Raw genomic sequence first — 26,378 nt, forward strand, 5'->3', positions numbered from 1 at the left:
ACGCCGGACACGAAAATTGCGCAGCGCCCGATCAGGGCGCTGCGAATTTTATTTCAAAGCGCGGCTCACCCTGCGACAGCCTTTCGGCGAGCGCCGGCATGAGGATTTCAAGATCATCCCCCAGCTTCCAGGGCGGATTGATCACCACGACCCCTGATCCCGCGAGACCGCCATCGGGCCGGGGCTTTCGAACATTTAAAGTGACCCAGAGATGTTTCGTCGGCGTGGCCCGGACAGCATCTAGGATGCGGCGGTCGAGCCCGTCGCCTGTCACCGGAAACCACAACAGAAAGACGCCGGTCGCAAATCGTCTCAACCCTTCGGTGAGCATCCGCAGCGCGTGCTCGCCCTCATTGGTTTTTTCATAAGGCGGATCGACGAGGATCAGCCCTCGCCGCTCTGGCGGGGGCAACTGGCTTTTGACAAACATCAGCGCATCAAGCCGGCTCACCGCCGTTCGCCGGTCTGGCGCATAGGCCGCCAGCAAAGTTTCATAATCAACGGGATGCAGTTCATTCAACCGCAAGCGATCGACAGGGCGCAGCAGGAGCCGCACGATCTCCGGCGAGCCGGGATAGCGTTTCAACGCGCCTGCTTCATTCACGGCGGCGACGCAGTTGCGCCAGGGCGCAATCAGGTTCTCAACCTCTTCGGAGAACGGTAAAGGCGCGCCGTCCATGGAAAAGAGACGCCCCACGCCGTCGCGCCACTCGAAAGTCTTTTCCGCTTCAACGCCGCCGAGATCATATGAACCGATCCCGCCATGGGCGTCGTAAAACCGGAACGGCGCGTCTTTTTGTTTCAGATGCTCAATGACGCGCGCCAGCACTATGTGCTTAAGAACATCAGCGTGATTGCCAGCGTGATAAGCGTGACGGTAATTCATCTATCGCCTGCGCAGGACGGCCAGAGACTGACCGACGCCGCTTTCCGAACGGGGAACAATCCGCGCAATCTCGAAAGCGTCGGAGGCGAGCCCTTCCAGATGCGCGCGGGTCTGGAACGTTGAAATCAGGTTCGACCCCTCGGCCATGTCGTTCAAAACATAATAGCCGCGTTCGCTGATCGCCTTGCGTGCGATGTCCGTGTCGGGGAATCCCGGCTGGGTCTCCTCGTGAAAACTCAACAGCGCCAGCCCGCCGGGACGGATCACCCGCGCATATTCGGTGAGCCAGTCGCGCTGCGTCGCTTTGCGCAGATGAGTGAACACCGACAGCGCATAGACAATGTCGAAAGACCCGTCCGCAAAATCGAGCGGCGGCGTCAGACCGTTGCGCAAATATCGCCCTGGCAAATTTGCGGCGCACCAGCTCAACAAGGAGTCATTATAATCAACACCGAACAGTTCAGCCTCGGTCATGCGCGGCAAATGACGAATGACGCGGCCGGCGCCGCAGCCGAAATCAAGAATGCGTTTCGCGCCGCTCAAAGGAAGCCCCGCCGCAGCGGCATGGCTCTCAAGCGCCCTCGAGGTCGCCTCCCCCGTTTTCAGGAAGGCTTTCCAGTCGGCGTAAGCGACCGTGAGCGCCATCAGGTTCAAGGGCGGTATGGGAACGCCATGGTCATCCGTCGCCGGCGGCGCCTCGCGCCCGCGCGACAACCGCCATTCAACCGCGCGAAAATAAAGCTGGATCAGCCCCATGCGGTATAGCGCGTTGCGCAGGGCGTTTTTCAGGGCCGACATCAGCCCGCGCGCCCTGATGCGGTCATCTCCGGCGCGGTGTTTTCAAAAGCCAGAACCCGCGCAATGAAATCATCGGGCAACGGTGTTTTCTCCTGCGTCTTCGGCTCCGCATGCACATAGATGAGCTTGCCCTGCGTCAGCAGATCATCATCACGAAAAATCGCCGCCTCCAATGTCATGGAGGTGCGCCCCATCTTCGCGCAGCGCACGCCTACCTCGATCATCTCGTCGAAGCGGGCCGAACCCTTGTAATCCGCCTCTGCATGCACGGTGTAGAATTCAAGCGTCTTGTCGCCCTGAAGCCCAAGGGCGCGCAGCCACTCCGTCATCGCCACGTCGAAATAGAGAAAATAATTCACATTGAAGACGATGCCTTGCGCGTCGCATTCGGCCCAGCGCACGCGAAGGGGATGAAGGAGGGTGAAGGATGCTTTTTCGCTCATGATGTTTTGTTGGCCTCAGCCTCGTCTTTTGTAAAGCGGCGCGTGCGCCGCGCGGCGCCCCCTTGCGCCATTTTTACCCCGCATGTTTTCTGGCCTGCAGCTGAGTCTGGCGCCATTTGACATTTCCTGCTCATCATCTTCGATCTCCAGATTTCACTTGTTCACGGCTTGCCTGTTCCCGGCCCCGATCCGGACGCTGTGGCGCTAATGAACGAAGCGCCAGCCCTCACCGATCTCCGCGTGGGAACGCGGACTGCGATGCGATGTGAAATATACCCCCGCCCCCGAACCCGTGGATAAGTTTGCACCAAACCTCAAAAAACAGGCCTTTTTCGCCTGTCGAGAGAGTTTTTCGCGTGGTTGGGGTGCGTTTTTTGCCACAAATGTGACGGCGCCTCCCCACGCTTTAAGCGTGGGGGGTCCACACTCCAATCAGCGCAATTATTCTGGGCGCCACGGTCTAGCCGTGGCGAGTCGCAGAAAAGTTTACGCAAAAAATTTCCCGCTCTCGACATCTATTGATGCCCCTGCCCCAATCGACGGGATGGGGTAAGGATGGAAATTCCTGACAACTTGAAACTCGCTACAGGCTAAATTTTTCGTCAAACTTTTTCTGACGCAAGTTATGGATGATTGCCGTCATTTCATCTCGCGTTTGGCCCCGGAAAATCCCAAATGCAATCTGCTCCAAAAAGCGATCATAACTCATTACAGTTATGTGCTTATCGTGCCATAGACTTTGTCGAACAGTATTGTACTTGTTAGGAAAGTTTGTTCTTCGACCAATTATTATTTTTCCGCTGCTTCGAGGATGAATGCTCTCCAAGCCAAGGCCGTCTAGCTTTTTCGGATTCCGGGCGTAAGTTATGTTGTTAGTAAGCCAGTTTCGCCAGTCTTCTATTTGCGATACCGCGGTGCGCAGTTTAGCGCTTTGCTCTCCATTTTTGAGAAACGGTGTTGCGGTTGGACTTTCAATCTCAACCAATTCCCAGAAGAGCCCCCCAGAACTTCCGCTTGCAATGAGAAAGTCCGGGATAAATTCGCTACCTAATCGCTTCTGAGGAAATACCCAAGTCCCGTGGCCGGTCCGTTGAGTTCCTAACCACAACCTAGGCCGAGCCTCCAAAAGCTTTTGTATTGGTCGTTCGTCAGGTGCCTCGTCTACCAGTTTTAAAAGGTCTAAAAGATCATCTAGCGTTGGATCATTAACCCCAGGATCCCAAATATTACATTCGTCCCATTCTTCATAAAACTGGTCAGATATGATCATACCTACCCCTGAACGGCCGCAACCACCTTTTTCGCTGCATCTTCCAGATCATCCGCAGGCGTAATCTTCAGGCCGGAATTGGCGAGGATTTCTTTGCCCTTCTCCACATTTGTGCCTTCAAGGCGCACGACCAGCGGATCTTCCAGGCCGACTTCCTTCACCGCCGCGACAATGCCTTCGGCGATGATGTCGCATTTCATGATGCCGCCAAAAATATTGACGAGAATGCCTTTGACGCCGGGATCGGTGGTGATGATCTTGAAGGCTTCGGTGACTTTTTCTTTCGTCGCGCCGCCGCCCACATCGAGGAAGTTCGCAGGCTCGGCGCCATAATGCTTGATGATGTCCATGGTCGACATGGCGAGACCGGCGCCGTTGACCATGCAGCCGATATTGCCGTCGAGCTTCACATAGGAAAGGTCGAATTCCGATGCTTTCAATTCCATCGGGTCTTCTTCGGTCTCGTCGCGAAGCGCCAGAATGTCTTCATGACGGAACAGCGCGTTGGGGTCGAAGCCCATCTTGGCGTCGAGCACCAGAAGGTCGCCGCCCTTGGTGACGATCAGCGGATTGATCTCCAGCATCGACATGTCTTTTTCGGTGAAGGCTTTATAGAGGATCGGGATCAGCTTGCCGCATTGTTTCGCCGCCGCGCCGGAAAGACCCAGCGCCTGCGCGATGCGCCGCCCGTGATGGGGCATGCAGCCGGTCGCCGGATCGATCCGCACCGTGACGATTTTCTCCGGCGTTTCCTCGGCCACTTCCTCGATATTCATGCCGCCTTCGGTGGAGGCGATGAAGGCGATGCGGCCCGTGCCGCGATCGACCAGCGCGGAAAGATAAAGCTCGGTTTCAATGTCAGAGCCGTTTTCGATATAGATCGTGTTGACCTGCTTGCCCGCCTCGCCGGTCTGTTTCGTCACCAGCGTCGCGCCGAGCATTTCCTTTGTGAAGGTCGCGGCTTCCGCCGGGGATTTGGCGAGACGCACGCCGCCAGCCTCACCTGCGGAGGCTTCCTTGAACTTGCCCTTGCCGCGCCCGCCGGCGTGAATCTGGGCTTTCACCACGTAAAGCGGCCCGGGGAGCTCCTTCGCGGCGGCTTCGGCCTGGCTCGCATCGGTCACGACCCGGCCCTCGGACACCGGCGCGCCATAGGACTTAAGGACTTGTTTCGCCTGATATTCGTGGATGTTCATGGGATCGCGGGCTCCGTTGGGACAGTTTGCAAGGTCACGGGCTTTATAACCGCGCCGTTCCGCAAAACAACAAGGGAGCCTAGAGGGCGTCCCGAATTTCCAAGAGAGACCGGCGCTGGCGACCGGCCTCATCGAAATTCTCCGGCGCAAGCCAGGCCTCGAACGCCGCCTTCACCCGTGGCCACTCCCCGTCGATGATCGAATACCAGGCGGTGTCGCGGTTCGCGCCCTTGACCACCTGATCCTGTCGGAAGACGCCCTCAAAGGAAAAGCCGAGCCGGATCGCCGCGCGTTTCGAGGCTTCATTGGCGTTGTTGCATTTCCATTCATAACGGCGATAGCCGAGATCGTCGAAGAGATGGCGCACCATGAGATACATGGCCTCGGTCGCGGCGGGCGTGCGTTGAAGCTGTTTTGAGAAAACCACGCTGCCGACCTCCGCAGAGCCCGCTTCGGGCCGGATGCGCATATAGCTCGCCATGCCGAGAGGCGCGCCGGTTCGGGCGTCGCGGAAAAGATGTGTCCTCCAGTTCTGCTGCGCTATGACATACGCCATCACTGCGCTGAACTGTTCCGCATCTTCAAACGGACCAATGGGAATGTAGGTCCACAAATCGTCATTGGCCAACCCGCCGATGACGGAAAAAAGGTCTTTTGCGCAACCAGGAAACTGCGCCGGCTCCACCGACACAAACCGTCCCCGGACCGTTTTTAAATCCGGCGCCGCGCACATTTTCCAGTTGGACAGATCGCTCAATGCTCAACTCCCTTGGTGGGGATTGAAAACAAAGGCCGCGCAAAATCAAGCAAGAAAAACGGGCCGCCCTCGCAATGAAGGAACGGCCCGAGAGTGGAGGGATCGAAAATTCAGGTTAGAAACGCATGCCGACGCCAATGCCGAACACAAACGGATCAATGTCGACATCGACCGTATTGACCAGCGCGCCGGTGGTCAGCGTCGCCGTTGTGTCAATGTCGATATATTTGACGTCGGCGTTGAGGAAGACACGATCGGAGATCGGAATATCGAACCCGACCTGCGCCGCCCAACCGAAACTGTCATCCATGGAAACGCTTGTCGGCCCGATCGCGTCCGTGAGCGATGTTTTTGCGTCTTCGGAATAGAAGATCGTCCAGTTGACGCCGACGCCCACATAGGGACGGAAGGCGGCGTCCGGCATAAAATGATATTGCAGCGTCAATGTCGGCGGCAGCACCATGGCGTCAGCGATCTCGCCAAGACCGGCCAGCGCGCCCTCGCCGGAAACATCATGGGGGCTCGTCGCAAGGATCAACTCGGCGCCGATATTGTCCGTGAAGAAATAAGTGAAATCGAGTTCCGGCACGATGGCGTCGTCAACGGAAACGGTGGCGGTCGGGAAGGTCGGAAGGACAGGTCCCGAATCTTCATTGGGGGCGACCATGATGCCGCGCAGGCGAACGAGTAAGTCGCCCTGCTCAGCGGCGGCGGGAACCGTCATGACGGAAAGAATAGCGGCGGCGGAAAGGAGAGTAGTGCGCATTTGAATGCCCCTCTTGATTAACTTCGTCGGGACATTGCGCTTCGCATTCCAAAAAAAATTGATCTGCGTCAGGAGTGACTGCACAGATTGTCGCAACCAAGTGTTCATACTTATCGACCCGGCGGCGATAGCTCCGCATAATACGCAAAACTACGTAGATGGAGGACAAGGATGATCATCGTTTCCGGCAAGGCTAAACTGAAATCCGGCGGGCTTCAGAAAGTTCAACAGGATATGGAGACGGTTATCGCCGCCACCCGCGCAGAAGCGGGATGCATCGATTACTCTTATGGCGCGGACGTGACGGAGCCCGACACTCTTGTCGTTCTAGAATACTGGGAAAGCTGGGACGCGCTTCATGCGCACACCACGCAGCCGCATATGGGCGCCTGGATGGCGAAGCTCGGCGAGGTTGGCGTCATTGGCCAATCGATTCGGTTCATCGAAGCCGGCGAAGAACGCAATTTGATGGGCTGAGGTCATGATCGTCGTTACGGGCCGGGTTGTTGTGAAAGACGGCGCGCTCAACGGGTTGCTTCCCGCCATGAAGACAATGGTCGCCGCCAGCCGCGACGAAAGCGGCTGCCTTGAATATGCCTATGGGCCCGATCTCGGCGATCCGAATGCGTTTCTGGTGCTGGAAAAATGGGAAAGCTGGGCCGCGCTGGATGCTCATTTTGAAACGCCGCATCTCAAAGCCTGGCGTGCGGCGCTCACCGGCGCGGGTCTCGTTTCGCGCAATCTCGTCGCCGCCGAAGCGGAGACGATGAAAGCCGTTTAGAGCTGCTTCAAAAGATCCGCCGCAAAAACCGACAATGTGTCGTCGCGCGCGCCCATGATGACAATCCTGTCGCCAGATTCCGCGAGCTTCAACAGCGCGGCGCCGCAATCATCGCGGGTCGCCAGCGCTTCCGCCTTGCGGCCGGCGGCGTTAATTCCCGCCGCAATATCTTTGCTGGAAACCGAGCGATCCACCGTGCCGCCGAAATAAACCGGCTCCGGCATCAACAAAATGTCCTGCTCCGACAACTGCTCCGCGAAGGTTGAAATGAACTCGTCCTTCATCAGCCGCAACGGTCCGAAGCCATGGGGCTGGAACATAACGAGCAAACGCCCCGGAAATTCATGCAGAGTTTTGAGGCTCGCGGTGATCTTGTCAGGGTTGTGACCGAAATCATCAATGACGCTGACGCCGCCCGCCTCGCCAACATATTCAAGACGCCGCCGCACCCCTTCGAAGCCACCCAGCGCCGTTGCGGCGTCGTCCAGAGAAACGCCGCAGGCGCCGCAGGCCGCGATCGCCGCCAGCGCATTGGACACATTGTGGCGTCCCGGCATTTTCAGCGAGACGGGCGCGCGCGCGCCATCGCTGCGCGCCACCTCGAAGGAAACGCCAAAAGGCTCAGGTTTGATATGCTCCGCGAAAAGGTTGGCGCGCGGATCGATCAACGAATAGGTTAGCCGTTTTTCCGGACGCGCCGCAGCAAGCCGCGCCGTCTCTTCATTATCAAGATTGAGGACAGCGACCTCTGCATCTGCGATGAACCCGCCGAACAGCGACCTCAACTCTTCCATCGACTTGTGATCGAGGGAGATATTGTTCAGCACCGCGACTTTCGGATGGAACATGGCGATAGAACCGTCGCTCTCATCGACCTCGGAAACAAACGCCTCGCCTTCGCCCACCAGCGCGCTGGCGAACAGCGCATCGGGTTTGACGAAATTTTTCATCACGGCGCCGTTCATCACTGTTGGAGACTTGCCGGCGTGATGCAAAATCCAGCCGATCATGCCCGTCGTCGTAGACTTGCCGCTGGTGCCGGCGACGCCGATGGGGCGCTCAGACTCGTTGAAAAGCTGCGCCAGCAATTGCGCCCGCGACAGCCGCGCCGCGCCCGCTTCTTTCGCGGCGACGACATCGGGAACCGTGTCCTCCACCGCCGCCGAAGCGACGAGAATCTGGGAAGGCCGGGTGACGCCGGAGCCATCCTGCGAATGAAGCGCAATCCCGAGGCTCCGCAAATAATCAAATTTCGCGCCGGTCCGGCCCTGATCGAGGGCCCGGTCCGAGCCCTCCACATGGGCCCCGCGCGCATTGACGATCATGGCGAGCGGCAGCATGCCTGACCCGCCAATCCCGCAGAAGAAATAGTCTTTTTTGTCTGTCATCACGAGAAGAGGCTATAGGCGAAATCTGTTTATAGTGCGTCACTAAAATGGTTAGGGCCTGATTTACGCCCTCCTGCTAGGCTATCACCCTGAAATGACTGAGACCAAACACACACACCCCTGTCAAATCGCCATCGTGTGCCCCGGCGGCCCGATCACGCGCGAGCTTGCGGAGAAAACCGCAGACATCGCGGCGGCGCGCTTTGGCGACGGGGTAAATCTTCATTTTCATGAACAATGTTATGCTTCCGCCGGGCATTTCGCGGGAGCCGACGCCGAGCGCAGCGCCGCCTTTCTGGAAGCCGCGAACGACCCGAAATACAGCGCCGTCTGGTTCGGGCGCGGCGGTTACGGCGCCTGCCGTCTTGATGACGAGTTGTTCGGCAAGCTGAACGATCATGCGCGGCGGAAAACCTATTTCGGCTATTCCGATAACGGGTTCCTGCTGGCGCGCCTCTACAAGAAAAAAATCGGGCGACAGGTTCACGGCCCGATTCCGACCGACCTCAATCGCGAGGGCGGCCAAGACGCGATCGCGCGCTCGCTTTCTTATCTCGTCCATGGCGACACATCGGGCATGGAGCCGACCGTGAAAACGGGCAAGCCCTGCGTCGCGTTCAACATCACCGTATTCGCCCATCTCGCGGGCACAAGCTGGGCGCCCGATCTCACCGGACATATCGTGATGCTGGAGGATGTGGGCGAATATCTCTACGCCACCGACCGCGCGATGTTCTCAATCATGGACGACCGAAGCATTCAGAACGCCGCCGGGATCATGCTCGGACGCCTCAGCGACGTGCCGGAAAATGACAGGCCGTTCGGCGCGAGCGAAGAAGAGATCGTTCAATATTGGTGCGAGCGCGCCGGCGTTCCCTATCTCGGCCGCGCCGATATCGGCCATGACGCGCAAAACAAGATCGTGCCGTTCGGCGCCTTTGTCAGCGCCTAGAATACGACGAGCGCGAACGCGCCCGCGGCGATCATCGCTGCAAAGATAGCCGCCACCCGCAGGCCAAGCGCCCCGCCGCCAATGACCCACGCCATGCCGGCTTTCAGAACAATATTCGACGCCGCTGCGATCATCACGGCAAGCGCCGCCGCATTCATGGCGATAGAACCGGATGCCGCCTGACGGCCCGCAATCAGCGTAATCGCATCCACATCCGCGAGTCCCGAGATCAACGCCACCACCATCAGGCCCGACTGGCCGAACCGCTCAGCCCCAAAACTCGCCGCGACGGAAATAATGGCGAGCAGCGCCGCAAACACCAGCGCCGGTTTGATTTCCATCGGGTTGCCGAGCGCAAGCATGCTCTTCTGTTCCCCGGCGTGATTATCGCCCCTGCGCAACCATAACATGGCTCCCGCCCCAACCAGCGCGGCCGCGGCAAGCCCCGGCGCCAGCGCCACAAGAACCTCCCGCGCGAGCGCGGCGACGAGAAGGCCGATCCGGATCAGCATCATGACATTGGCGGCGACGATCCCGGCGGCAAGCTCGCGCGGTTCAACCCCGCTTTTCGTAAAACGCGATAGCGACAGCGTCGTCGCCGTGGACGAGGCGAGCCCGCCCACAAACCCCGTGAGCAACACGCCGCGCCCGGAGCCCGCGAGTTTGATCAGCCAATAGCCGAGGAAGGAAAGCCCGCTGATAAAGACAACCATCAGCCAGATGTCGCGCAGATTGAGCGCATCATATGGCCCGAACGCCTCGTTCGGCAGGACCGGCAGGATAATGATGGAGATAGCGAGAAATCGCAGCGCCGCATAAAGCTCGTTTTCCGTTAGCGCCGACGCCCAACGCTGCACGCTCTCCTTGATGGAGAGAATGATCGCCGTGGACACGCCCCCGACCGCCGCCGCCAGAACATGCCCCCGGACCGCCGCAAGCCCGAGAATGAACGTCACGAACAGCGCAATCTCCGTGGTGCCGCCGGCGCCCGGCTTATCGCGCGCCGTCGCCCAATAAGCGACGGCTGTCAAAACGGCGACGGCAAGCAACGTGGCGACGGGAAGAATAAGACCGGGATCCGCCAGGCCCGAAACGGCGCCGGCAAGCGCCGTCAGGGTGAAGGTCCGCGCGCCGGCGAAACTGTGCTCGCGCGCCTCGGCCCGGTGCGTGTGCTCCCGCTCAAAACCGATGAGGAAACCGATCGCCAGCGCCACCGCCAGATGAACCAGATCGGCGGCCATGGGATCGCTGGCGAAATCGGGCATGAAAACTCCTGAAGAGGAAGTCCGTCGGCAAGGAACACGTCTTATAGCCTGACTGATCCTGTATTGACATTTTTTCTCTGGAAATCCCGCCCATTCCGGCGCAAAAGCGCCCGGCCGCAAGGCTGGGTTGACATTATCGGCTCAGCATCGTTTGTCGCGGCCCGTTAACTGGAGTATCCAAAATGGAAGTCAACGTCGCGGTTGTCGGCGCCACCGGCAATGTCGGCCAGGAAATGCTGGCCATCCTTGAAGAACGCCTGTTCCCGGCGAAGGAAGTCTTCGCCCTCGCTTCGCGCAAGTCGATTGGCCGCGAAGTGTCCTATGGCGACCGAACGTTGAAATGCCGCGACCTTGAAACATTCGATTTCTCGAAGGTTGATATCGTGCTGATGGCGGCGGGCGGCTCCGTTGCAAAAGAATGGGCGCCGAAAATCGCGAAAGCCGGCGCCATTGTCATCGACAACTCGTCCCATTTCCGCATGGACCCGGATGTGCCGCTGATCGTGCCGGAGGTGAACGCCGACGATGTCGCAGGCGCGCGCAAGAAAAACATCATCGCCAACCCGAACTGTTCGACAGCGCAACTCGTCGTCGCGCTGAAGCCCCTTCATGACGCAGCGACGATCAAGCGCGTCGTCGTGTCGACCTATCAGTCGACATCGGGCGCCGGCCGGGAAGCGATGGACGAGCTGTTCAATCAGACGAAAGGCATTTTCGTCAACGACAATCCGACGCCGTCGAAATTCACCAAGCAGATTGCGTTCAACGTCATTCCTCATATCGACGTCTTCATGGAAGACGGCTTCACCAAAGAGGAATGGAAGATGGTCGCGGAAACGAAAAAGATCCTCGACAAGAAGATCAAGCTCACGGCGACCTGCGTGCGGGTGCCGGTTTTTGTCGGCCACGCGGAATCGGTGAATGTTGAATTCGAACGCCCGATCACGGATGACGAAGCGCGGGAAATTCTTCGCGAGTCGCCGGGGCTCCTCGTCGTCGACAAGCGCGAAGACGGCGGATATGTAACGCCGGTTGAATGCGTCGGCGACTTCGCCACCTTCGTGTCGCGCATCCGCGTCGACCCAACCGTGGACAATGGTCTCGCCTTCTGGTGCGTATCGGACAATCTGCGCAAAGGCGCGGCGCTCAATGCGGTGCAGATCGCCGAGCTCGTGCTCAATCGCGGCATCCTGAAACAGGCGGCTTAACTCCTTTGTGGACGAGCGAACGCCCGTCCAGCTATTTTGCGGGCGCTTTCGTTTAAACGCCCGATGATCTAGGCTTCGCTGATGCGAAGCCTTTTTCATTTTCTGACGCTGCTGGTCTTCAGCGCCCTCGTCACCCCCGCTTCCGCGCAGGCGCCGGCGGGCTATGACAAAATTTACGACGCCCCCACCCAGGTCAATCTCGGCGGGCGGCCGGTCGTCGCGGATATCGAGTTTCACCAGAGAACGTCCAGCGGCAAGACGCAGCTTGCGCTCGTCACCGACGTCACCAAATTCGTCGTTGAAACCGAGAACGATCTGAAAAACTGGATCGCCAACAGGCGCAATGATTGCGGCGAGCGCTGGAAGTCCGGCGAACCGCGCATCAGCTTTCCGGACAACGCCATCCGCTTCGCCATTTATCTGGAGATCGAATACTGGTCCTGCGGCTGGAACGGCAAAGGAACGCCGGGGCGCATGGCGCAGGAAACCGGCACGGTGGACGTCACCCTCATCCCCTATGTTGAGAACGGAAAACTTCAGGCGCGGCTCGGCGCCTTTACGCTTTCAGAGCAGACCGGGATTTCCAAATATCTCCCCCTTGAATTCATCGTGCGCCGCGCGCTGGAGCAGGAGCTGAACAAGCTCAATGAGAACCCGAAATTTTATCGGGCGCCCCAGCCGCTTTTCGACGAAAATTTTGTCTATGAAGGCATCACGGCGGCGGAAACCGAAGACGACCGGATCATCATCACGGCGCGCTACGCCGCCGCTCGATCACCCGGCGCGATGGATCGCATCCTTGCGCGGCTGCGCACGCAAGGTATCACGCAATAGAATTTCTACGCTTTCGATACGGTAATTTGTTGCGCTGAAGGCTTGCGCATCAGCGCCGCGAGTCGCATAGGCGTGACGAAACATCCATCCCGTCTTCAGTTCGTCCCGCGCAAGTTTCGGGCGGACAGCCAGACGCAACTCATCATACCGTCAAGACCCGCAGCAAAACGATCAACGCCAGCATATCCAAAACCAAAAGCCTATGTCCAGCACGCCGCCCAACACTCCCCATGACAGCGCAGTCCGGCTCGGCCTGATCTGCGGCGTCTTCGCCTATGGGCTGTGGGGGCTGTTGCCGGTCTATCTGAAAGCGCTTGGCGACGTCACGCCGATGGAAATTGTCGGCCACCGCATTTTGTGGTCCGTTCCCTTCGGCGCGCTGATTTTGACATTCCGCAAACAGTGGGGCGAAACCTTCAAGGCCTTCGCCTCCCCGCGAATGGTTTTGTTGCTCGGCTTTTCCGCAGCCGTTATCGGCGGCAACTGGCTTGTCTATGTCTGGGCCGTCGCGAATGACTGCGTCCTGCAAGCGAGCCTCGGCTATTACATCAACCCGCTGATGTTCGTGGCCGCAGGCGTTTTCGTTCTCAAGGAAAAGCTGAACCGGCTGCAGATGGCGGCTGTCGCCATGGCCTCATTTGGCGTCGCCATCCTGACATTTGGCGCCGGTGTTTTTCCGTGGGTCTCGATGATCCTAGCCTTCTCTTTCACCGCCTATGGCTATGTCCGAAAAATGCTGAATGTCGGCGCGATGCCCGGCCTTTTCATCGAGACCGCGGTTCTGTCGCCCTTTGCGCTCATCTTCCTGATCTGGTTTGCAGGCTCGCACGGTCTCGCTTTCGGGCAGGGCGATCTGAAACTTGATTTGCTTTTGATCGCAGCGGGGCCGGTGACCGTGTTGCCGCTGATGCTGTTCGCCCTCGCGGCGCGGCGATTGCGGTTCACAACGCTCGGCTTTCTTCAATATATCGGCCCTACGGGTCAGTTTCTGCTCGGGCTCTATTACGGCGAACCCTTTACGCTTTATCACGCAGTCTGTTTCGGCCTGATCTGGTCGGCGCTCGCGGTTTTAAGCATTGACGCCGTGCGCCAGAATCGCAAAGCTCGCGCGCCTGCCGTTTAACAGAGCCGCTTAACTCACCCGTTTCAGCGTTCCCGAAAAACTCATCAGCGCATCGCCATTGGCGCTGACGATCCCGCGCGCGAACATCATCTTCCGCCCCGCCTTCACCATCTCGCCCGTGGCCTCAATAAAAGCGCCAATCGGTCCGGGCCCGACAAACTCTGCATTCAGCGTCACCGTCACACCCTTGAAGAGACCGACCTCGCGGCGGCAGATGTCCCACAACGCCATGTCGGCGAGCGTCAACAAGGCGCCGCCGTGAACAACGCCAAGGCCGTTGGCGTGGTGTTGTTCGGAATAGAAGGCGACGCCCGCTGGACCACCCTCCTTGCGGAAGTAATATGGCCCCGCATGGCTGCTGAAGGTTCCGCTGTGGGATTGCAGGCTCCAGCCATCTGGCGCCGGAGGAAAATTTTCAGAATGCAGATCAGTGCTCATGAGGCCTGCATAGCCGATCTTGTTTGCAACAGAAACATTTTCACACAGGGAAAAGGCCCGTACTGAGATTTCTTCTTGATGCGCCCGGCGCGCGCGAACAAAGTTCACCCATGAACCATTTCCCGAAGCCCCGCATGATTGACGCCGCGAATGGCGCGCTCGCCATGTACGAGATGGATGGCGATCCGGAACGCCAGCGCCCACCGGTGATTTTCATTCATGGCTGGCCCGAAATCGCTTATTCCTGGAAGCGGCAACTTCCGGCTTTTTCGGCGGCGGGCTTGCGCGCCATCGCCATCGACCTCAAGGGATTTGGCCGCTCCGATGCGCCCAAAGATCCGGCGCTCTATGACGCCCTTCACATGACGGGCGATTTCACGGCGCTGCTTGACGCGCTCGCCATCGACAAGGCGATTTTCTGCGGTCATGACTGGGGCGGCGCGCTTGTCTGGTCCATGGCGCAGCTTCACCCGGACCGTGTCGCCGGGGTGATCGGCTTGTGTACGCCCTTGCATCCGCGCCCGCCCGTCGCGCCGCTTGCGATCATCGAAAAACGCTTTGGCCCGAAACATTATTTCATTCAGTTTCAGGAGCGCGATGCGCCCGAAGCATTGTTTGAAACCGACCCGGACCGGTTTTTTCATCTCATGTTCCGCAAGCCGGCGCCCAAGGAAAAACGGGCGTCGCTTGGACGCAATGTTTTTGACCTGCCCGGCCGGTTCCGGGACGGGCCCGCGCCGTCCAGAGACGAACAGATTATTCCGGAGGCGGACATTCAGGTTTATGTAGACGCCTATAACCGCAGCGGCTTTCACGGCGGGATTAATCTCTATCGCAATATCGACCGGAACTGGCGCATCATGGAGGGACGAGACGAAACGGTCGCCGCGCCCTCTTTGTGGATTGGCGCCGAGCTTGATCTTTTCCTGCCGCCGGAAACGGCTGAAGGAATGGAAAAACTGGTTCCCGATCTTGAAAAACACATCATCGCCGATTGCGGTCATTGGGTGATGTGGGAGAAACCGGATGCTGCAAACGCGCTGATGCTGGACTGGCTGAAGCGTCGTTTTTCAATCTAATTTTCGCAAGTTTCCCTGCAAGCTTTGAGATAAAACTCCGCGGTTCGCCTAAACTTTCGCTCACCCGCGCCTGCCACGCTTTCGCCATAAACAAGCAGGGCGAGGGACATATGCGGGCAATTGCAGCTATTCTGGCGATGACGCTAAGCTTGGGGCTAATCCCGGCGAATGCCGGAGAACGCCTCGACCATAAGACGGCTTATCGAGCGCAACCGCGGCCAGTGGCGGGGTTTTCTCTCGCCGCAAAGCGCGTGGAAATGGTCGCCGTTACGCAGCGTGCGCGCGCCGATACGCCGTTGCGGCGGGCGCATCTCTATGAGAGCAGAAGCATGTCAAAAGTGTTTCCGGGCTATCCGCAACCGGCTTTTGTGAGCGTCGATTTTAGACTCAAATTTTAGTCAAAGAGACGCGTAAACCGCATCGAGCAATCTCACCGCACGCGGATCGCCCACAAGATAAGGTGACATTTTGTTCATGACATAAGCGGCGGTGAGATTGTTTTGCGGATCGACAATAACGCAAGACCCGCCAAAACCCGCATGACCGAAAGCATTTTCATTAGGGCCAAAATGGCGGTTGATATTGCGCATTAATCCCGCGGCCCAGGACAGATGAAACGGCAACACGAGATCGTCGCCGCGACTGCGTTCGACCAGCGCGCGCTCAATGGCGTTTTCGCTTAAAACCTCGGCGCCGGAAATATCGCAGCCCTTATTCGCCAGCGGATGAACGATTTTGGCGAGCGACAATGCATCAGCATGCATGTTCGAAGCGGGCATTTCCGCCGCCATCCAGTCTTCGCGGCTCACTTTCGCCGGCGCGGACCACGGTTTCAAGAACGCATATTGTTTGAATTCATTCATGGGCCCAAGGTCCGGCGCCTTTGGCGGCTTGGGCATATAGGCGGCGCGGGCGCCGTCTTTTTCGTTCATCCCGCAAAAAAGATTGAGATCATGTGCGGCGGAAAGCTCCTCGATAAGCGCGCCAACGCTTTTCCCGGTGACGCGCCGCAAAAGCTCGCCCGCAATGAAGCCGACCGTCTGCGGATGATATCCATTGGCCGTTCCAGGCGGCCACAAAGGCGCCATCGCGGCGAGCTTGCCGCAGATCGCGTCCCAGTCGAGCCATGTTTCGGGCGGCATTTCATCGGGAAAACCGCAGAGCCCCGCCTGGTGGGAAAGCGCTTCGGCCACCGTAATGTTTTCTTTTCCGGCGGCGCCGAATTCCGGCCAGTAGCGTGCAACCGGCGCGTCGTAATCGAGCAACCCATCGAAAACCGCGCGCGCCATGAGAAAACTCAATACCGCCTTGCCGCTGGAATAGATGCAGGCGATCGTCGTTTCGTCCCAGTGAGTTTCTTTGGCGCGGTCCGAATAGCCGCCGCGAATATTGATAACCGTCTCGCCGTTTTTGACCACAGCGAAGGAGGCGCCAAGCTCAAGCCCTTCGTCGAAATTTTGCGCGAACGCCTCGCCCACGCCCTCAAAGCCGGGAGCAATCACGCCGGCGGAACCGGCGACGCGAGCGTCAGACCAGGCAGGCACTTTTAATTGCCAAAGGCGCAGGATAATCCAGCGGCGGCGATGGCCGCGGCGGCGCGGGCATTGTCAATGTTCAAAAGCGCGTCGTAATTTTCTCCGTCGGATGACGCTTCATTGACGTCGCCGAGGAAATCCGCGACGTCATTGAGATCATCGCGGTCGAGACGCTCATCCAGCTCATGCGCCATGCACTCGGCCTTGCGTTCAGAAAGGCCAATATCGACCAGCCGATTTTCAATGCGCGAGCGCGGCGAAATGGTTGCGCAAGCCGCAAGCGATAAAACCGCGCAAATCAATATGCTTTTTTTCAACATTGTTTTCTCCCTGAAACCGGCCTGCAACCTAGCCCGATTGCGGGCGCTGGTCCACGGGGGCCGAAGCGCCGGTGATGAGTTATCTAGTCTCTGCGCAGACCACGCTTCGCAAGCCGCCACTCAAGCGAGTCGAGGCGGTCCTGCCCGAAAAAAGCTTCGCCATCGAGCACCATCAGCGGAACACCCCAGTGATGCTTTAGTTGCTCGGCTTCATTGGCTTCGATGGTTTTCGCGATCTTTGCCGCATTCGCGCTCGCCCATCCCTCAAGCGCGGCGAGATCAAGCCCCGCTTCGCGCGCAGCATCGCCAAGAGACGCGTCATCGGACCAGGGCTTGCCGGTCCACACGCGCGCCGACACCGCTTTCGCAAAATCGAGCCCGCGATCATTTTCACAGGCCGCAATCCCCAAGGCCATGACCCGGTCCATCAAGGGCTGTTCGGGCGCCACCTTTCCCGTTCCCATATCCATATCGATGGGATCGGGGTTCGGCAGACCAAAAGCGAGGCCAAGCCGCTCCGCCTCTCGCGGAAAATCCTGCATCAGATAGGGAACGAATTGCTTGCGGCCGCGTTCAAAGAAATCAGGCTCGCGCATGGCGAGCGGGCGAACCGGCCGGAATGCGACATCAACCTCGTAATGCTCCCTGATCGCGCAGAGCCGGTCTATCGCAAGATAGGAATAGGGGCTTCTGAAGGACCAGTAGATTTCCAGCTTGGCCATATTGAATTTCCTCGCCCCCCAGATTATTTCCGCCGCCTATTTGCGCACGCCAGTTTCATCCGGCTTGATTGCAACATCACCGCCGCTCCGCTATCGCGTCAAGCGCCCTCACCAGACGCCGCCACCAGGAGAGACCTCATGGCCCGCACCCTTCGCCTCACCGTCTTGCAAGCCGCCTTTGGCGGCGACATGAGCGCAAACATCCAGGCAGTTGAAAAGCTAATCCGCGCGGCCGCAAAAGACGGCGCGCAAATCATCCTGCCGCCGGAGCTGTTTCAGGGCCCCTATTTCTGCAAGACCGAAGACACGGCGCATTTCACGACCGCTTATCCGTGGAAAGAGCATCCTGTCGTCACCGCGCTGGCGCCGCTTGCGAAGGAGCTCGGCGTCGTCCTGCCGCTGTCGATCTTCGAGCGCGATGGCCAGGAATTTTACAACAGCCTCGTCACCGTCGATGCGGATGGCGCTTTGTTGGGCCTCTACCGCAAGAGCCATATTCCCGACGGTCCCGGTTACGAAGAGAAATTCTATTTCCGCCCCGGCGACACCGGTTTCAAGGTCTGGAACACAAAATTCGGCCGCATCGGCGTCGGCATCTGCTGGGATCAATGGTTCCCGGAAGCGGCGCGCGCGATGATGCTGATGGGCGCAGAAGTGTTGTTCTATCCCACCGCCATCGGGTCCGAGCCTGAAAACCCGACCCTCGACACGCGCGACCGCTGGCGCCGCGCCATGACCGGTCACGCCGTTTCAAATGTTGTTCCCGTCGCAGCGGCGAACCGCATCGGCGATGAAGAGGGCCAGATTTTTTACGGCTCGTCTTTCATTGTCGACGATGGCGGCGATTTCCTCACCGACATGTCGCGTGACGAAGAAGGCTTCGCAGCAGCGACCGTCGATCTCGATCATCTTGACGAGCGCCGCGCGAGCTGGGGCTTTTTCCGCGACCGCCGCCCTGAGCTTTACGGCAAGCTGACGGGTAACCGCTAAGCGCGTTTTTGTTGAAGTCGCGCCGCGTCTTCCGGCTCCAGCGCCCATGCGCTTTCATCGATATCGAGATCGGCATAGTCCTCAGGGTCGAAGACGGGTTTCACGCCCTGTTTCCGCTGAGCGTCGAAATCGCGCATGACGCGCAGACCAATCGGAAATAACAGCGCCAGCGCAAAGAGATTGACCAGAGCAAGCAGACCCATGGCCGCGTCCGCAAAACCGAAGGCGGCGCTGAGATCGAGATTGGACCCGACCAGCACAAAACCCAGCGTCGCAATGCGGAAAATCGTGAACGCCACTTTGCTTTCGCGCGTAAAGAAATCGAGCGCGTTCTCGCCGAGAAAATAATTATACATGATCGATGAGAACACAAAGAGGAACAGCGCCGTCGCTACAAACTCATCGGCCCAGCCGCCCACATGAGCGGCCAGCGCCGTTTGCGTCAGGATGACACCGTCGATATTCGGATCCGTTAAGTCCACGCCGGACAGTAAAATGATCGACGCCGTGCAGGTGCAGATGATCAGCGTATCGATGAAGACGGAAAACGCCTGTACAATCCCCTGCTGACCCGGATGCGCGACATAGGCGACCGCCGCCACATTGGGTGCGGAACCCAGCCCCGCTTCATTTGAAAACAGTCCACGGCGAATGCCCTGCGCCATGGCGGCGCCAATCCCGCCCGCAACGGCTTCGTTAAAACCAAACGCGCTTTCCACGATCAGACCGAGCGCGCCCGGCACATCCGCAATGCGCGTCGCAAGGATGAACAGCACCAGCCCGATATAGCTGAGCGCCATAACCGGCACGACAATTTCGACAACGCGGGTGATGCGGCGCACGCCGCCGAAAATCACCAGCCCCACCAGCGCCGCCAGCACAACGCCGATAACCCGCGGATCAAACCCGAAGGCGCCGCTCATGGATGTCGACACGGCGTAGCTCTGCAATACGTTGAAGGCGAAACCGAAGGCGACCAGCAACAAGATGGAATAAACGCCAGCCAGGACAGGCGCGGCCGGCCCCAGCCGCTTTCTCAATCCGTGCTGGATGTAGAAGGCCGGGCCGCCGCGAAAATCACCCGAAGGCTCACGGCGTTTGAAAAGCTGCGCGAGAGAACATTCAAAAAAGCTCGTCGCCATCCCCACAAGGCCGACAAGCCACATCCAGAAAATGGCGCCGGGCCCGCCAAGCGTGATCGCCACCGCAACGCCGGCGATATTGCCGGCGCCGACGCGTCCCGCAACGGACAGCGCCAAAGCCTGAAATGAAGACGGATGATCGGCGTTGTGTTTCAGCGCCTCGCCGAAGATCGCGAACATGCTTCCGAAATGACGGAACTGCACAAAGCGGGAGCGAAAAGTGAACCACAATCCGACGGGGATCAGGACAAAGATAAGAACTTTGCCCCAGAGCAAAGCATTCAGTTCTGCGATCATTGATCTCGCTTGACTTGTCTTCAGCGATGGGCGGAGAAGACAAATCTAGCGGACGCGCCCGCAAAAGTCGAATTTGGGAGGAAGCCTAGTCTTTTTTGACGAAGGTCACGGCAAACAAGGGCTCGCCCTCGAACAGATCCTTCGGCGCATCCATGCCTTCGATCATTTTGAAGGTGCGCGGCGTGATCGAGCCCTCCATCCGATATCCTTTTTCCGCCATCTTGCCGCGGTGAAATTCCAGTGCGGCCGCCGTGAACTCGCGGGCTATGATGGTGATGCGTTCGGGATCGTTGGACATGGGTGACCTTTTAGGCGGTTAGGAAACATACTGCGGCGCAAACTAGGCCGCAGATGATGCATTTGTCTATAGGTTAAGGCGGCGGCCTATAGATTCGCCGCCTGTTTGCGCTTTTCCATCATCTTGTCGAAATTCGACCAGACGCCGTCATCGCCATGCCATTCGCCGCGGGTCGCCGCTTTGGAATATTCCGTAGCGCGCGCCTCAAAGAAGTTCGCATGTTCGACGCCGTTGAGAATTTCCGTAAGCCAGGGCAGCGGGTGCTTTTCGACGCCGTAAAGTTTTGGCAGCTCAAGCTGGCCGAGGCGCCAGTCGGCGATATAGCGGATATAGTTTTTGATGTCCTGCGCCGTCATCCCCTGCACGGGGCCCATCTCGAAGGCGAGGTCGATGAACTTGTCCTCAAGGCCGACGACCGTTTCACAGCACTCAACAATATCGTCCGCGACCTTCTTGGTGACGCAGCCCGTCTCGCGCGCAAAGGCGTGATAGAGCTTGATCATACCTTCGCAGTGAAGCGACTCGTCGCGGATCGACCAGGTGACGATCTGGCCCATGCCCTTCATCTTGTTGAAGCGCGGGAAGTTCATCAGCATCGCGAAAGACGCAAATAGCTGCAGCCCTTCAGTGAAGGCGCCGAACATGGCGAGCGTGCGCGCAATGTCTTCGTGGCTGTCCACACCAAACTTCTGCATGAAATCGTGCTTGTCGCGCATCGCCTCATATTCGAGGAACGCCGAGAACTCCGAATCCGGCATGCCGATGGTTTCAAGGAGCAGCGCATAGGCGGCGACATGGATCGTCTCCATGTTGGAGAAGGCCGACAGCATCATCTTCACTTCGGTCGGTTTGAAGACGCGGCTGTAGCGCTCCATGTAATTGTCGTTCACCTCGATGTCGGACTGGGTGAAAAAACGGAAAATCTGGGTCAGGAGATTGCGCTCACTGTCATCGAGCTTGTTCGCCCAGTCCTTGCAGTCCTCTCCCAGCGGCACCTCTTCGGGCATCCAGTGGACCTGCTGCTGCTTCTTCCAGAAATCATGCGCCCACGGGTAACGGAACGGCTTGTAGGCGAAGGACGGGGTCAAAAGCCCAGGCAATTCAACGGTCGTTTCGGCGGCATTGAGCATTATTCTGATCCTGAATCCAAGTAAGAAGCGGCGGCGGGAAGAGCGCTGGTAACCCTATATCTTGTGCCCCGTTTCCTGAAGCTCCGCAAGATACGGTAGGCATCTCCTTTTCCGGAATTTTTCCACCGATTCGACCCGAAAATGAAAATCAAACGTCATGGCCTCGCCCTTGAGACAGCGCCCGCCTCGACTTTGTCCACCGTTTTTGACTACATGCAGGCGCATCCCGCATCGCTCGAAAGCGAGCGCCCTCCTGACGAAAAGCAGCAATGTCACTACTGAAAACAGCAAGCGAGCTTTTAGGGAGCCGGCGCGACGCTCCCGAAAACATTACGATCATCGATGGCGGCGCGCATCACGGGAAATTCACCCAGCAGGCGCTTGAGGTTTTTCCCGATGCAAAAGTCCTCGCCTTTGAGCCCGATCCGGACAGCTGGAAAATCGGCTCGGAAAACCTTTGCCACGCCCGGAATGTGGAAATTATCAACGCCGCCCTTGGCGCGAAGAACGGCCGCTCTGAATTTTTTCGGGGAAAATTCTCGGGCACCAATTCGCTGTTAAAGCGCCCCGCAGCCAAAGGCCGGCCTTATTACCCGGCGGCGGCGACGCTGTCCGGCGGAACGCAGGTCGACGTTGTGACCATCGACGGCGAATGCAGACAACGCGGCCTCAGCAATATCGACATCCTGAAACTCGATCTGCAAGGCGGCGAACTGGACGCCCTGCATGGCGCACAAGATTTTCTTGGCGGCGTCGCTATCGATCTGATCATTACCGAGGTCGTGTTTATTCAAAAATATCTGGACCAGCCGCTGCTATGGAAACTGTGGGAGTTTCTCGTCCGGTATGATTACAGCCTTCACTCACTGGATGATGTGAAAATCGGGCTTTATCATAAGGAAAAGGTCGGCCCGAGGCATAGCCAGTGGAATCAGGCGAACGCAATCTTCCTGTCGTCAAAGATTCGCAAAGCGATTGACGGTGGATAGGCTTTTTCAGGGCTTACGCCCGCTTCACCCTTTGGTCAGATAAAACTTCTATTGTTCTCAGTGTGGATAAAAAGGGCCCGTCATGGACGTTATTTCGCTCGATATTCCCGAGGTGAAAATCATCACCCCGCGCCGGTTTTCCGACGACCGGGGCTTTTTCTCCGAAACCTATAACGCCCGCGCCTTCAAGGCGGCCGGCGTTGAGGTCGATTTCGTTCAGGACAATCATTCCTATTCGGCAAAACAGGGGACCGTGCGCGGCCTGCATTTTCAGGCGCCGCCATTCGCCCAGTCAAAACTGGTGCGCGTCCTTAAAGGCTCGATCACCGACGTCGCCGTTGACGCTCGCAAATCCTCTCCGACATTCGGCAAATGGGTGAAAGCGGAACTCTCCGCCGAAAACGGAAAGCAGATCTTCGTGCCCAAAGGTTTCCTGCACGGTTTTTTGACTCTCGAGCCCGATACGGAGGTCGCTTACAAGGTGGACGCCTTTTATGACGGCGCCAGCGACGGCTCGGTCAAATGGAACGATCCCGGTCTCGCCATTGATTGGGGCGTCAGCGAAAGCGAGGCATCCTTGTCTGAAAAGGATGCCAAAGCGCAAAGCTGGGCCGCGTTCAACTCGCCCTTTTAAGATCGCAAGACAGCGCTAATAGTGGAGCGCCTGCAACAGCTCGGCCCACTCGCCATTGAGCGTCGCGATGGTTTCAGCCTTTAACTTTTCTTTGTGATCGCCCGGCGCCGCCTTGCGGATATGAGAAAACTTGTCCTCTTCGCGCACTTTGGCGGCGGGATTGTCCTTGCCAAGCCGGGTGTAAAAACGCTGCGCCGGGTCTATGTCGCAAGCCTTTAAAAAAGCGTCCAGCCAGGCGGGCCGGTCAAGAACGAAATCCTCATATTTCAGCAGGACCGTATCCGGAAGGCTCAGATAGTCCCGGACATAAAGCGCATATTTTTCTTTCAGACCGGCGCTTTCGCGCAGGACAAATTCGTCGAGGCCTTTATCGCGCAAGCGCGCCCGCAACGCCTCATCCACACCCGGATGGCTGTAGCTCCAGGAAAAAAACATGCTCACCAAAACATCGCGCGGATCGCGCAGGTGCAGGATGAGCTTGTCGTTCGCCGCTTTTCCCGCCAGCGCCACCGGCATGCGGATGGGGCCAACCAGCCCTGTCTTTCCGTCAAGCTGCGCAAGGAAATCAACATCGCCCGGCGCCTTGGGCTCAACCAGCGTCGCCTTTTTCAAATTGGCGGAATGAAAAGGCCATCCCTGTTTTTTTGCAACCCGGCGCATGACATCGCTCACGCCGAGCGAGGCGGCTTTGTGAACGGTGAAAACAAGAATGCGCCGTTCCATCAGATCTTACCGCCACTTCGCGCCGAGAAAGCGGGCGCGCGCGCCATGTGCGTTCAAGGTCAAGGCGACAGTTTCTCCCGCCGCAACAGGTTTTTCAAACACAAGACGATGGACGCCGGAGGTATCAACCTCGCTCCTTGCGCCAGCCGCCGACAGGACGACGGCGCTTTCGCATTCCAGCGTGACCTCAAGCGCCGTCATCGGCTGAGGGGCGTAGTGGACCAGCGGCAAAAACGCCTCACCGGACAAACCGCCATTGCGATCGACGCCATTGATGGCGCGCAATGTCCGGCCCGGCGCCGACCGCAAAAAGTCAGCGATGAAATCCGGCGCCAGATATTCAAGAGCATGATGCAGGGTGAAGCCGAACCGGCTTTTGAGGCGCCGGATAAGACTGGCGTTGGCGCCGATAATGCGTTCCAGCTCTTCGCGGCGGCGGCGGTTGAAACCGCCGGTCTTGGCGTCCTTGCTCCACAACACTCGAGACAAGACATTGTCCGTATAGGCGAAGTCAGCGCCGGCGCGCCAAAGCCGCACCCAGATATCCCAGTCCATCGTGTAATGAAGATCGCGATCAAGGCCGCCAATCTCGTCAAGTTTCTTGCGGCGGAAAAAACAGGACGGCTGGGAGATGATGTCGCCTGCGAGAATCATGTCGCTCGGCGGCTCCACCGCCCAATGATAGCCCACGATAACATCATCGTCATTGTTGATGATGGTGTGGCCGTAAAATAAATCCGTATCGGGAGCATTGATGAAGGCTTGCGCAGCCTCTTCGAGCGCCCCCGGATAGAGCGCGTCGTCGGCGTTCAGCCAGCCAAGAATATCGCCGGAGAGATTATCCCAGCCCTCGATGATCGCATCGGACTGTCCGCCGTCAGGACCGGCGCGGTGATAGACGACAAGATCGGGAAACTCGGCGACCGCCTCGGCGACGCGCGGATCGCCAGAGGCGTCAAGGACAGCGACCTGCGGGCGCGGCGTCTGGATTGCAAGGCTGTTGAGGCAATCGCGCAAGAGCGGATGATAAGCGCCTATGGGCACGGAAATCGCAAAGGTCGGCTGCGCTGGCACGGGCTTAACTGCTCTGTTGTTCGCTCGCCGCTGAAGGATCAGCTCCATCCAGCGGCCTCAAATCAGCCTCGCGCCGGAGAAATTTCACCGGCGACCAGCACAAGGCGGCAGCGATAGCCGCGCCGCTCTTCCGGCGCAAGGCGGCAATCTTTCGCCGGTCTTCGCGCAATGCGCCAAGCCCGCCATAGCCGTCGCGCATAGCCTTGAGGTAGGCGCCTGCTTCACCCGCCGCGGCCGCTTTCACGAACAGCGCCGTATCCGCGATGAGCCGCAAGGGGGCGCTCGCCCAATAAAGCGCTGCAGGCATGTTCTTGTAAAACATCCAGATGCGGTTGCGATGGCCGTGATAGAGGGTGAAGGCGCTATGGCGCCCGGAAACGCCCGAGCCTTCATGGAGCACGACGGCGCCGTTCACCTGAATGGCCCGCCCCCCTGCATTGCGCAGCCTGAATCCGAAATCCACATCCTCCCCGTAACAGAAGAAACGCTCGTCAAAGCCGCCCAGATCCAGAAACACCGATCGCCGAAGGAGCGCCGCCGCCGCGCAGGGAGAAAAGCACTCACCGTCCGCGCCGCAGGGCGCCGCCGCATGGCCAAACCCGCCGCGATAGGCGACGCCGAAGATCGTACAGACATCCCCCTCTCCGTCGAGCCGCGCCGGATCTCCGGCGTCCAGCTGGCGGGAGCCAAACGCATCGGTTTCCGGATGATGCGCCGCCGCCCGCAACAGCGCCTCAAGCCAGCCGGGTTCGGGATAGGCGTCGGGATTGAGCAGAGCCAGCCATTCGCCCTTGGCCGCCTTCGCCGCCATGTTGTTGGCCGCCGCAAAGCCGGCATTGCGCCCCGCCTCGATCAACTGGACGTCCCGGGCGGCTAGGTCCGCCTGGGCCAGAGAATCATCGCTCGAGGCGTTATCCACAATGATGATGTCAAAGCAGGAGACCGTCTGGCGTGAAAGGCAGTCCAGGCAGCGGCCGAGCCGTGCGCCGGAATTATAGTTCACGATGATCAGGGTAACCGACTGGGCCGCCGGCGGCGTCGCTGCGCTCATCAGGTCCTCTTGGCGGGGCCGCGCCCGGCAGCCGCGAACATCCCTGCAAGCGGCCGGATTTAACCATCGTTGCGCGCCCGGGCAATGAGCGCCGCCCTCGCAAGCGTCCTAATTCAAGAGAACAGGATCACCCGGTGTCCTAATCGGGGTCCGGCAACAAAAGATTCTGCTCAAATTCGAGGGAGAAACTCCAGTTTCAACACACGTATTGATAGAAAAAACGGTTAACTTTATCGTAATCTCGCCACATACGGTTGGTAAAACTTTTGCTTTGGGAGTATTAAGCAAC

Annotated in this window: 31 protein-coding genes; 12 read left to right on the forward strand and 19 right to left on the reverse strand. The window is 58.6% G+C overall.

Translation table 11 applies throughout. The features are described 5' to 3' along the window. Positions 1-31: 31 nt before the first annotated feature. The 7 genes from ACFOOP_RS03085 to ACFOOP_RS03115 all read right to left on the reverse strand — a co-directional run bounded on the left by ACFOOP_RS03085 (position 32) and on the right by ACFOOP_RS03115 (position 6,116). On the reverse strand, positions 32-886 hold the full coding sequence (locus tag ACFOOP_RS03085) for a 23S rRNA (adenine(2030)-N(6))-methyltransferase RlmJ (RefSeq protein ID WP_379879397.1): 855 nt from the start codon (positions 884-886) through the stop codon (positions 32-34). Beyond that, positions 887-1,684: a class I SAM-dependent methyltransferase gene (locus ACFOOP_RS03090; protein WP_379879398.1), complete on the reverse strand. Its 798-nt coding sequence runs from the start codon at positions 1,682-1,684 to the stop codon at positions 887-889. Further along, complete coding sequence (locus ACFOOP_RS03095) at positions 1,684-2,127, reverse strand: acyl-CoA thioesterase (RefSeq protein ID WP_379879399.1); 444 nt, start codon at positions 2,125-2,127, stop codon at positions 1,684-1,686. Before ACFOOP_RS03095 ends, ACFOOP_RS03090 begins: the two co-directional genes overlap by 1 nt. A gap of 583 nt (positions 2,128-2,710) precedes the next feature. Then, on the reverse strand, positions 2,711-3,397 hold the full coding sequence (locus ACFOOP_RS03100; RefSeq protein WP_379879400.1) for a Shedu anti-phage system protein SduA domain-containing protein: 687 nt from the start codon (positions 3,395-3,397) through the stop codon (positions 2,711-2,713). A 2-nt stretch (positions 3,398-3,399) separates the two neighbouring features. Next, positions 3,400-4,593, reverse strand: a complete 1,194-nt coding sequence (gene sucC, locus ACFOOP_RS03105; RefSeq protein ID WP_379879401.1) for an ADP-forming succinate--CoA ligase subunit beta — start codon at positions 4,591-4,593, stop codon at positions 3,400-3,402. 79 nt (positions 4,594-4,672) lie between these two features. Next, positions 4,673-5,350 carry a GNAT family N-acetyltransferase gene (locus ACFOOP_RS03110; RefSeq protein WP_379879402.1) on the reverse strand — a complete coding sequence of 226 codons (678 nt, stop codon included), beginning with the start codon at positions 5,348-5,350 and terminating at the stop codon, positions 4,673-4,675. A gap of 115 nt (positions 5,351-5,465) precedes the next feature. Then, a complete protein-coding gene (locus ACFOOP_RS03115; RefSeq protein ID WP_379879403.1) occupies positions 5,466-6,116 on the reverse strand; it encodes an OmpW/AlkL family protein in 651 nt (216 codons plus the stop codon). 171 nt (positions 6,117-6,287) lie between these two features. Between ACFOOP_RS03115 and ACFOOP_RS03120 the strand changes: the two genes are divergently transcribed. Both ACFOOP_RS03120 and ACFOOP_RS03125 read left to right on the forward strand, forming a co-directional pair. After that, positions 6,288-6,593 (forward strand): putative quinol monooxygenase, encoded by a 306-nt coding sequence (locus ACFOOP_RS03120; protein ID WP_379879404.1) that lies wholly within the window; start codon positions 6,288-6,290, stop codon positions 6,591-6,593. Between the two features lie 4 nt (positions 6,594-6,597). Then, positions 6,598-6,897 carry a putative quinol monooxygenase gene (locus ACFOOP_RS03125; RefSeq protein ID WP_379879405.1) on the forward strand — a complete coding sequence of 100 codons (300 nt, stop codon included), beginning with the start codon at positions 6,598-6,600 and terminating at the stop codon, positions 6,895-6,897. Here the strand turns inward: ACFOOP_RS03125 and ACFOOP_RS03130 are convergent. After that, entirely contained in the window at positions 6,894-8,285 is a 1,392-nt protein-coding gene (locus tag ACFOOP_RS03130) for a UDP-N-acetylmuramate--L-alanine ligase (RefSeq protein WP_379881492.1), read from the reverse strand. The two genes, ACFOOP_RS03125 and ACFOOP_RS03130, sit on opposite strands and share 4 nt — an antisense overlap. 94 nt (positions 8,286-8,379) lie before the next feature. On the opposite strand from ACFOOP_RS03130, the gene ACFOOP_RS03135 reads away from it, so the two are divergent. Continuing rightward, on the forward strand, positions 8,380-9,237 hold the full coding sequence (locus tag ACFOOP_RS03135; protein ID WP_379879406.1) for an LD-carboxypeptidase: 858 nt from the start codon (positions 8,380-8,382) through the stop codon (positions 9,235-9,237). Here ACFOOP_RS03135 and ACFOOP_RS03140 read toward each other — a convergent pair. Further along, a complete protein-coding gene (locus ACFOOP_RS03140; RefSeq protein WP_379879407.1) occupies positions 9,234-10,502 on the reverse strand; it encodes an MgtC/SapB family protein in 1,269 nt (422 codons plus the stop codon). The genes ACFOOP_RS03135 and ACFOOP_RS03140 overlap by 4 nt on opposite strands. 182 nt (positions 10,503-10,684) lie before the next feature. On the opposite strand from ACFOOP_RS03140, the gene ACFOOP_RS03145 reads away from it, so the two are divergent. The 3 genes from ACFOOP_RS03145 (at position 10,685) to rarD (ending at position 13,667) form a co-directional block, all read left to right on the forward strand. Next, positions 10,685-11,710, forward strand: coding sequence for an aspartate-semialdehyde dehydrogenase (locus tag ACFOOP_RS03145; RefSeq protein WP_379879408.1), 1,026 nt, complete (start codon positions 10,685-10,687; stop codon positions 11,708-11,710). Positions 11,711-11,791: 81 nt separating this feature from the next. Then, positions 11,792-12,544, forward strand: coding sequence for a hypothetical protein (locus tag ACFOOP_RS03150; RefSeq protein WP_379879409.1), 753 nt, complete (start codon positions 11,792-11,794; stop codon positions 12,542-12,544). A gap of 202 nt (positions 12,545-12,746) precedes the next feature. Beyond that, complete coding sequence (rarD, locus tag ACFOOP_RS03155) at positions 12,747-13,667, forward strand: EamA family transporter RarD (protein WP_379879410.1); 921 nt, start codon at positions 12,747-12,749, stop codon at positions 13,665-13,667. A gap of 9 nt (positions 13,668-13,676) precedes the next feature. On the opposite strand, the gene ACFOOP_RS03160 is transcribed toward rarD, so the two are convergent. Beyond that, positions 13,677-14,105, reverse strand: a complete 429-nt coding sequence (locus ACFOOP_RS03160; protein WP_379879411.1) for a PaaI family thioesterase — start codon at positions 14,103-14,105, stop codon at positions 13,677-13,679. Positions 14,106-14,239: 134 nt separating this feature from the next. Between ACFOOP_RS03160 and ACFOOP_RS03165 the strand changes: the two genes are divergently transcribed. Together ACFOOP_RS03165 and ACFOOP_RS03170 are read left to right on the forward strand one after the other, a co-directional pair. Next, entirely contained in the window at positions 14,240-15,184 is a 945-nt protein-coding gene (locus ACFOOP_RS03165; RefSeq protein WP_379879412.1) for an alpha/beta fold hydrolase, read from the forward strand. A gap of 110 nt (positions 15,185-15,294) precedes the next feature. Then, the gene (locus tag ACFOOP_RS03170; RefSeq protein ID WP_379879413.1) at positions 15,295-15,582 is read left to right on the forward strand and encodes a hypothetical protein; all 288 of its coding nucleotides are present in this window, start codon (positions 15,295-15,297) and stop codon (positions 15,580-15,582) included. Here the strand turns inward: ACFOOP_RS03170 and ACFOOP_RS03175 are convergent, their stop codons facing one another. The 3 genes from ACFOOP_RS03175 to ACFOOP_RS03185 form a co-directional block, all read right to left on the reverse strand. After that, on the reverse strand, positions 15,583-16,728 hold the full coding sequence (locus ACFOOP_RS03175) for a serine hydrolase domain-containing protein (protein WP_379879414.1): 1,146 nt from the start codon (positions 16,726-16,728) through the stop codon (positions 15,583-15,585). 2 nt (positions 16,729-16,730) lie between these two features. Then, entirely contained in the window at positions 16,731-17,039 is a 309-nt protein-coding gene (locus ACFOOP_RS03180; protein ID WP_379879415.1) for a hypothetical protein, read from the reverse strand. Between the two features lie 83 nt (positions 17,040-17,122). Next, positions 17,123-17,761 (reverse strand): 2-hydroxychromene-2-carboxylate isomerase, encoded by a 639-nt coding sequence (locus ACFOOP_RS03185; RefSeq protein WP_379879416.1) that lies wholly within the window; start codon positions 17,759-17,761, stop codon positions 17,123-17,125. Between the two features lie 138 nt (positions 17,762-17,899). On the opposite strand from ACFOOP_RS03185, the gene aguB reads away from it, so the two are divergent. Beyond that, positions 17,900-18,751, forward strand: a complete 852-nt coding sequence (aguB, locus tag ACFOOP_RS03190; protein ID WP_379879417.1) for an N-carbamoylputrescine amidase — start codon at positions 17,900-17,902, stop codon at positions 18,749-18,751. On the opposite strand, the gene ACFOOP_RS03195 is transcribed toward aguB, so the two are convergent. The 3 genes from ACFOOP_RS03195 to ACFOOP_RS03205 form a co-directional block, all read right to left on the reverse strand. Further along, positions 18,748-20,190, reverse strand: coding sequence for an alanine/glycine:cation symporter family protein (locus tag ACFOOP_RS03195; RefSeq protein WP_379879418.1), 1,443 nt, complete (start codon positions 20,188-20,190; stop codon positions 18,748-18,750). The two genes, aguB and ACFOOP_RS03195, sit on opposite strands and share 4 nt — an antisense overlap. A gap of 85 nt (positions 20,191-20,275) precedes the next feature. Continuing rightward, positions 20,276-20,488, reverse strand: a complete 213-nt coding sequence (locus ACFOOP_RS03200) for an AMP nucleosidase (RefSeq protein ID WP_379879419.1) — start codon at positions 20,486-20,488, stop codon at positions 20,276-20,278. Between the two features lie 86 nt (positions 20,489-20,574). Next, positions 20,575-21,618, reverse strand: coding sequence for a ribonucleotide-diphosphate reductase subunit beta (locus tag ACFOOP_RS03205; protein WP_379879420.1), 1,044 nt, complete (start codon positions 21,616-21,618; stop codon positions 20,575-20,577). A 141-nt stretch (positions 21,619-21,759) separates the two neighbouring features. Here ACFOOP_RS03205 and ACFOOP_RS03210 point away from each other — a divergent pair, with 141 nt between their 5' ends. The 3 genes from ACFOOP_RS03210 to rfbC all read left to right on the forward strand — a co-directional run bounded on the left by ACFOOP_RS03210 (position 21,760) and on the right by rfbC (position 23,241). After that, complete coding sequence (locus tag ACFOOP_RS03210; protein ID WP_379879421.1) at positions 21,760-21,900, forward strand: hypothetical protein; 141 nt, start codon at positions 21,760-21,762, stop codon at positions 21,898-21,900. Continuing rightward, a complete protein-coding gene (locus ACFOOP_RS03215; protein ID WP_379879422.1) occupies positions 21,888-22,607 on the forward strand; it encodes an FkbM family methyltransferase in 720 nt (239 codons plus the stop codon). Before ACFOOP_RS03210 ends, ACFOOP_RS03215 begins: the two co-directional genes overlap by 13 nt. Before the next feature lie 82 nt (positions 22,608-22,689). Continuing rightward, positions 22,690-23,241 carry a dTDP-4-dehydrorhamnose 3,5-epimerase gene (rfbC, locus tag ACFOOP_RS03220; RefSeq protein ID WP_379879423.1) on the forward strand — a complete coding sequence of 184 codons (552 nt, stop codon included), beginning with the start codon at positions 22,690-22,692 and terminating at the stop codon, positions 23,239-23,241. A 15-nt stretch (positions 23,242-23,256) separates the two neighbouring features. Here the strand turns inward: rfbC and ACFOOP_RS03225 are convergent, their stop codons facing one another. The 3 genes from ACFOOP_RS03225 to ACFOOP_RS03235 are packed head-to-tail and all read right to left on the reverse strand — an operon-like array spanning position 23,257 to position 26,089. Further along, on the reverse strand, positions 23,257-23,964 hold the full coding sequence (locus ACFOOP_RS03225) for a sulfotransferase domain-containing protein (protein WP_379879424.1): 708 nt from the start codon (positions 23,962-23,964) through the stop codon (positions 23,257-23,259). A 6-nt stretch (positions 23,965-23,970) separates the two neighbouring features. Then, positions 23,971-25,038 (reverse strand): glycosyltransferase, encoded by a 1,068-nt coding sequence (locus ACFOOP_RS03230; protein ID WP_379879425.1) that lies wholly within the window; start codon positions 25,036-25,038, stop codon positions 23,971-23,973. Positions 25,039-25,042: 4 nt separating this feature from the next. Next, the gene (locus tag ACFOOP_RS03235; RefSeq protein ID WP_379879426.1) at positions 25,043-26,089 is read right to left on the reverse strand and encodes a glycosyltransferase family 2 protein; all 1,047 of its coding nucleotides are present in this window, start codon (positions 26,087-26,089) and stop codon (positions 25,043-25,045) included. Between the last annotated feature and the right edge of the window lie 289 nt (positions 26,090-26,378).

Origin of the sequence: Hyphococcus aureus, assembly GCF_042643165.1 — a bacterium.
In the GTDB taxonomy this organism is placed as follows: domain Bacteria; phylum Pseudomonadota; class Alphaproteobacteria; order Caulobacterales; family Parvularculaceae; genus Hyphococcus; species Hyphococcus aureus.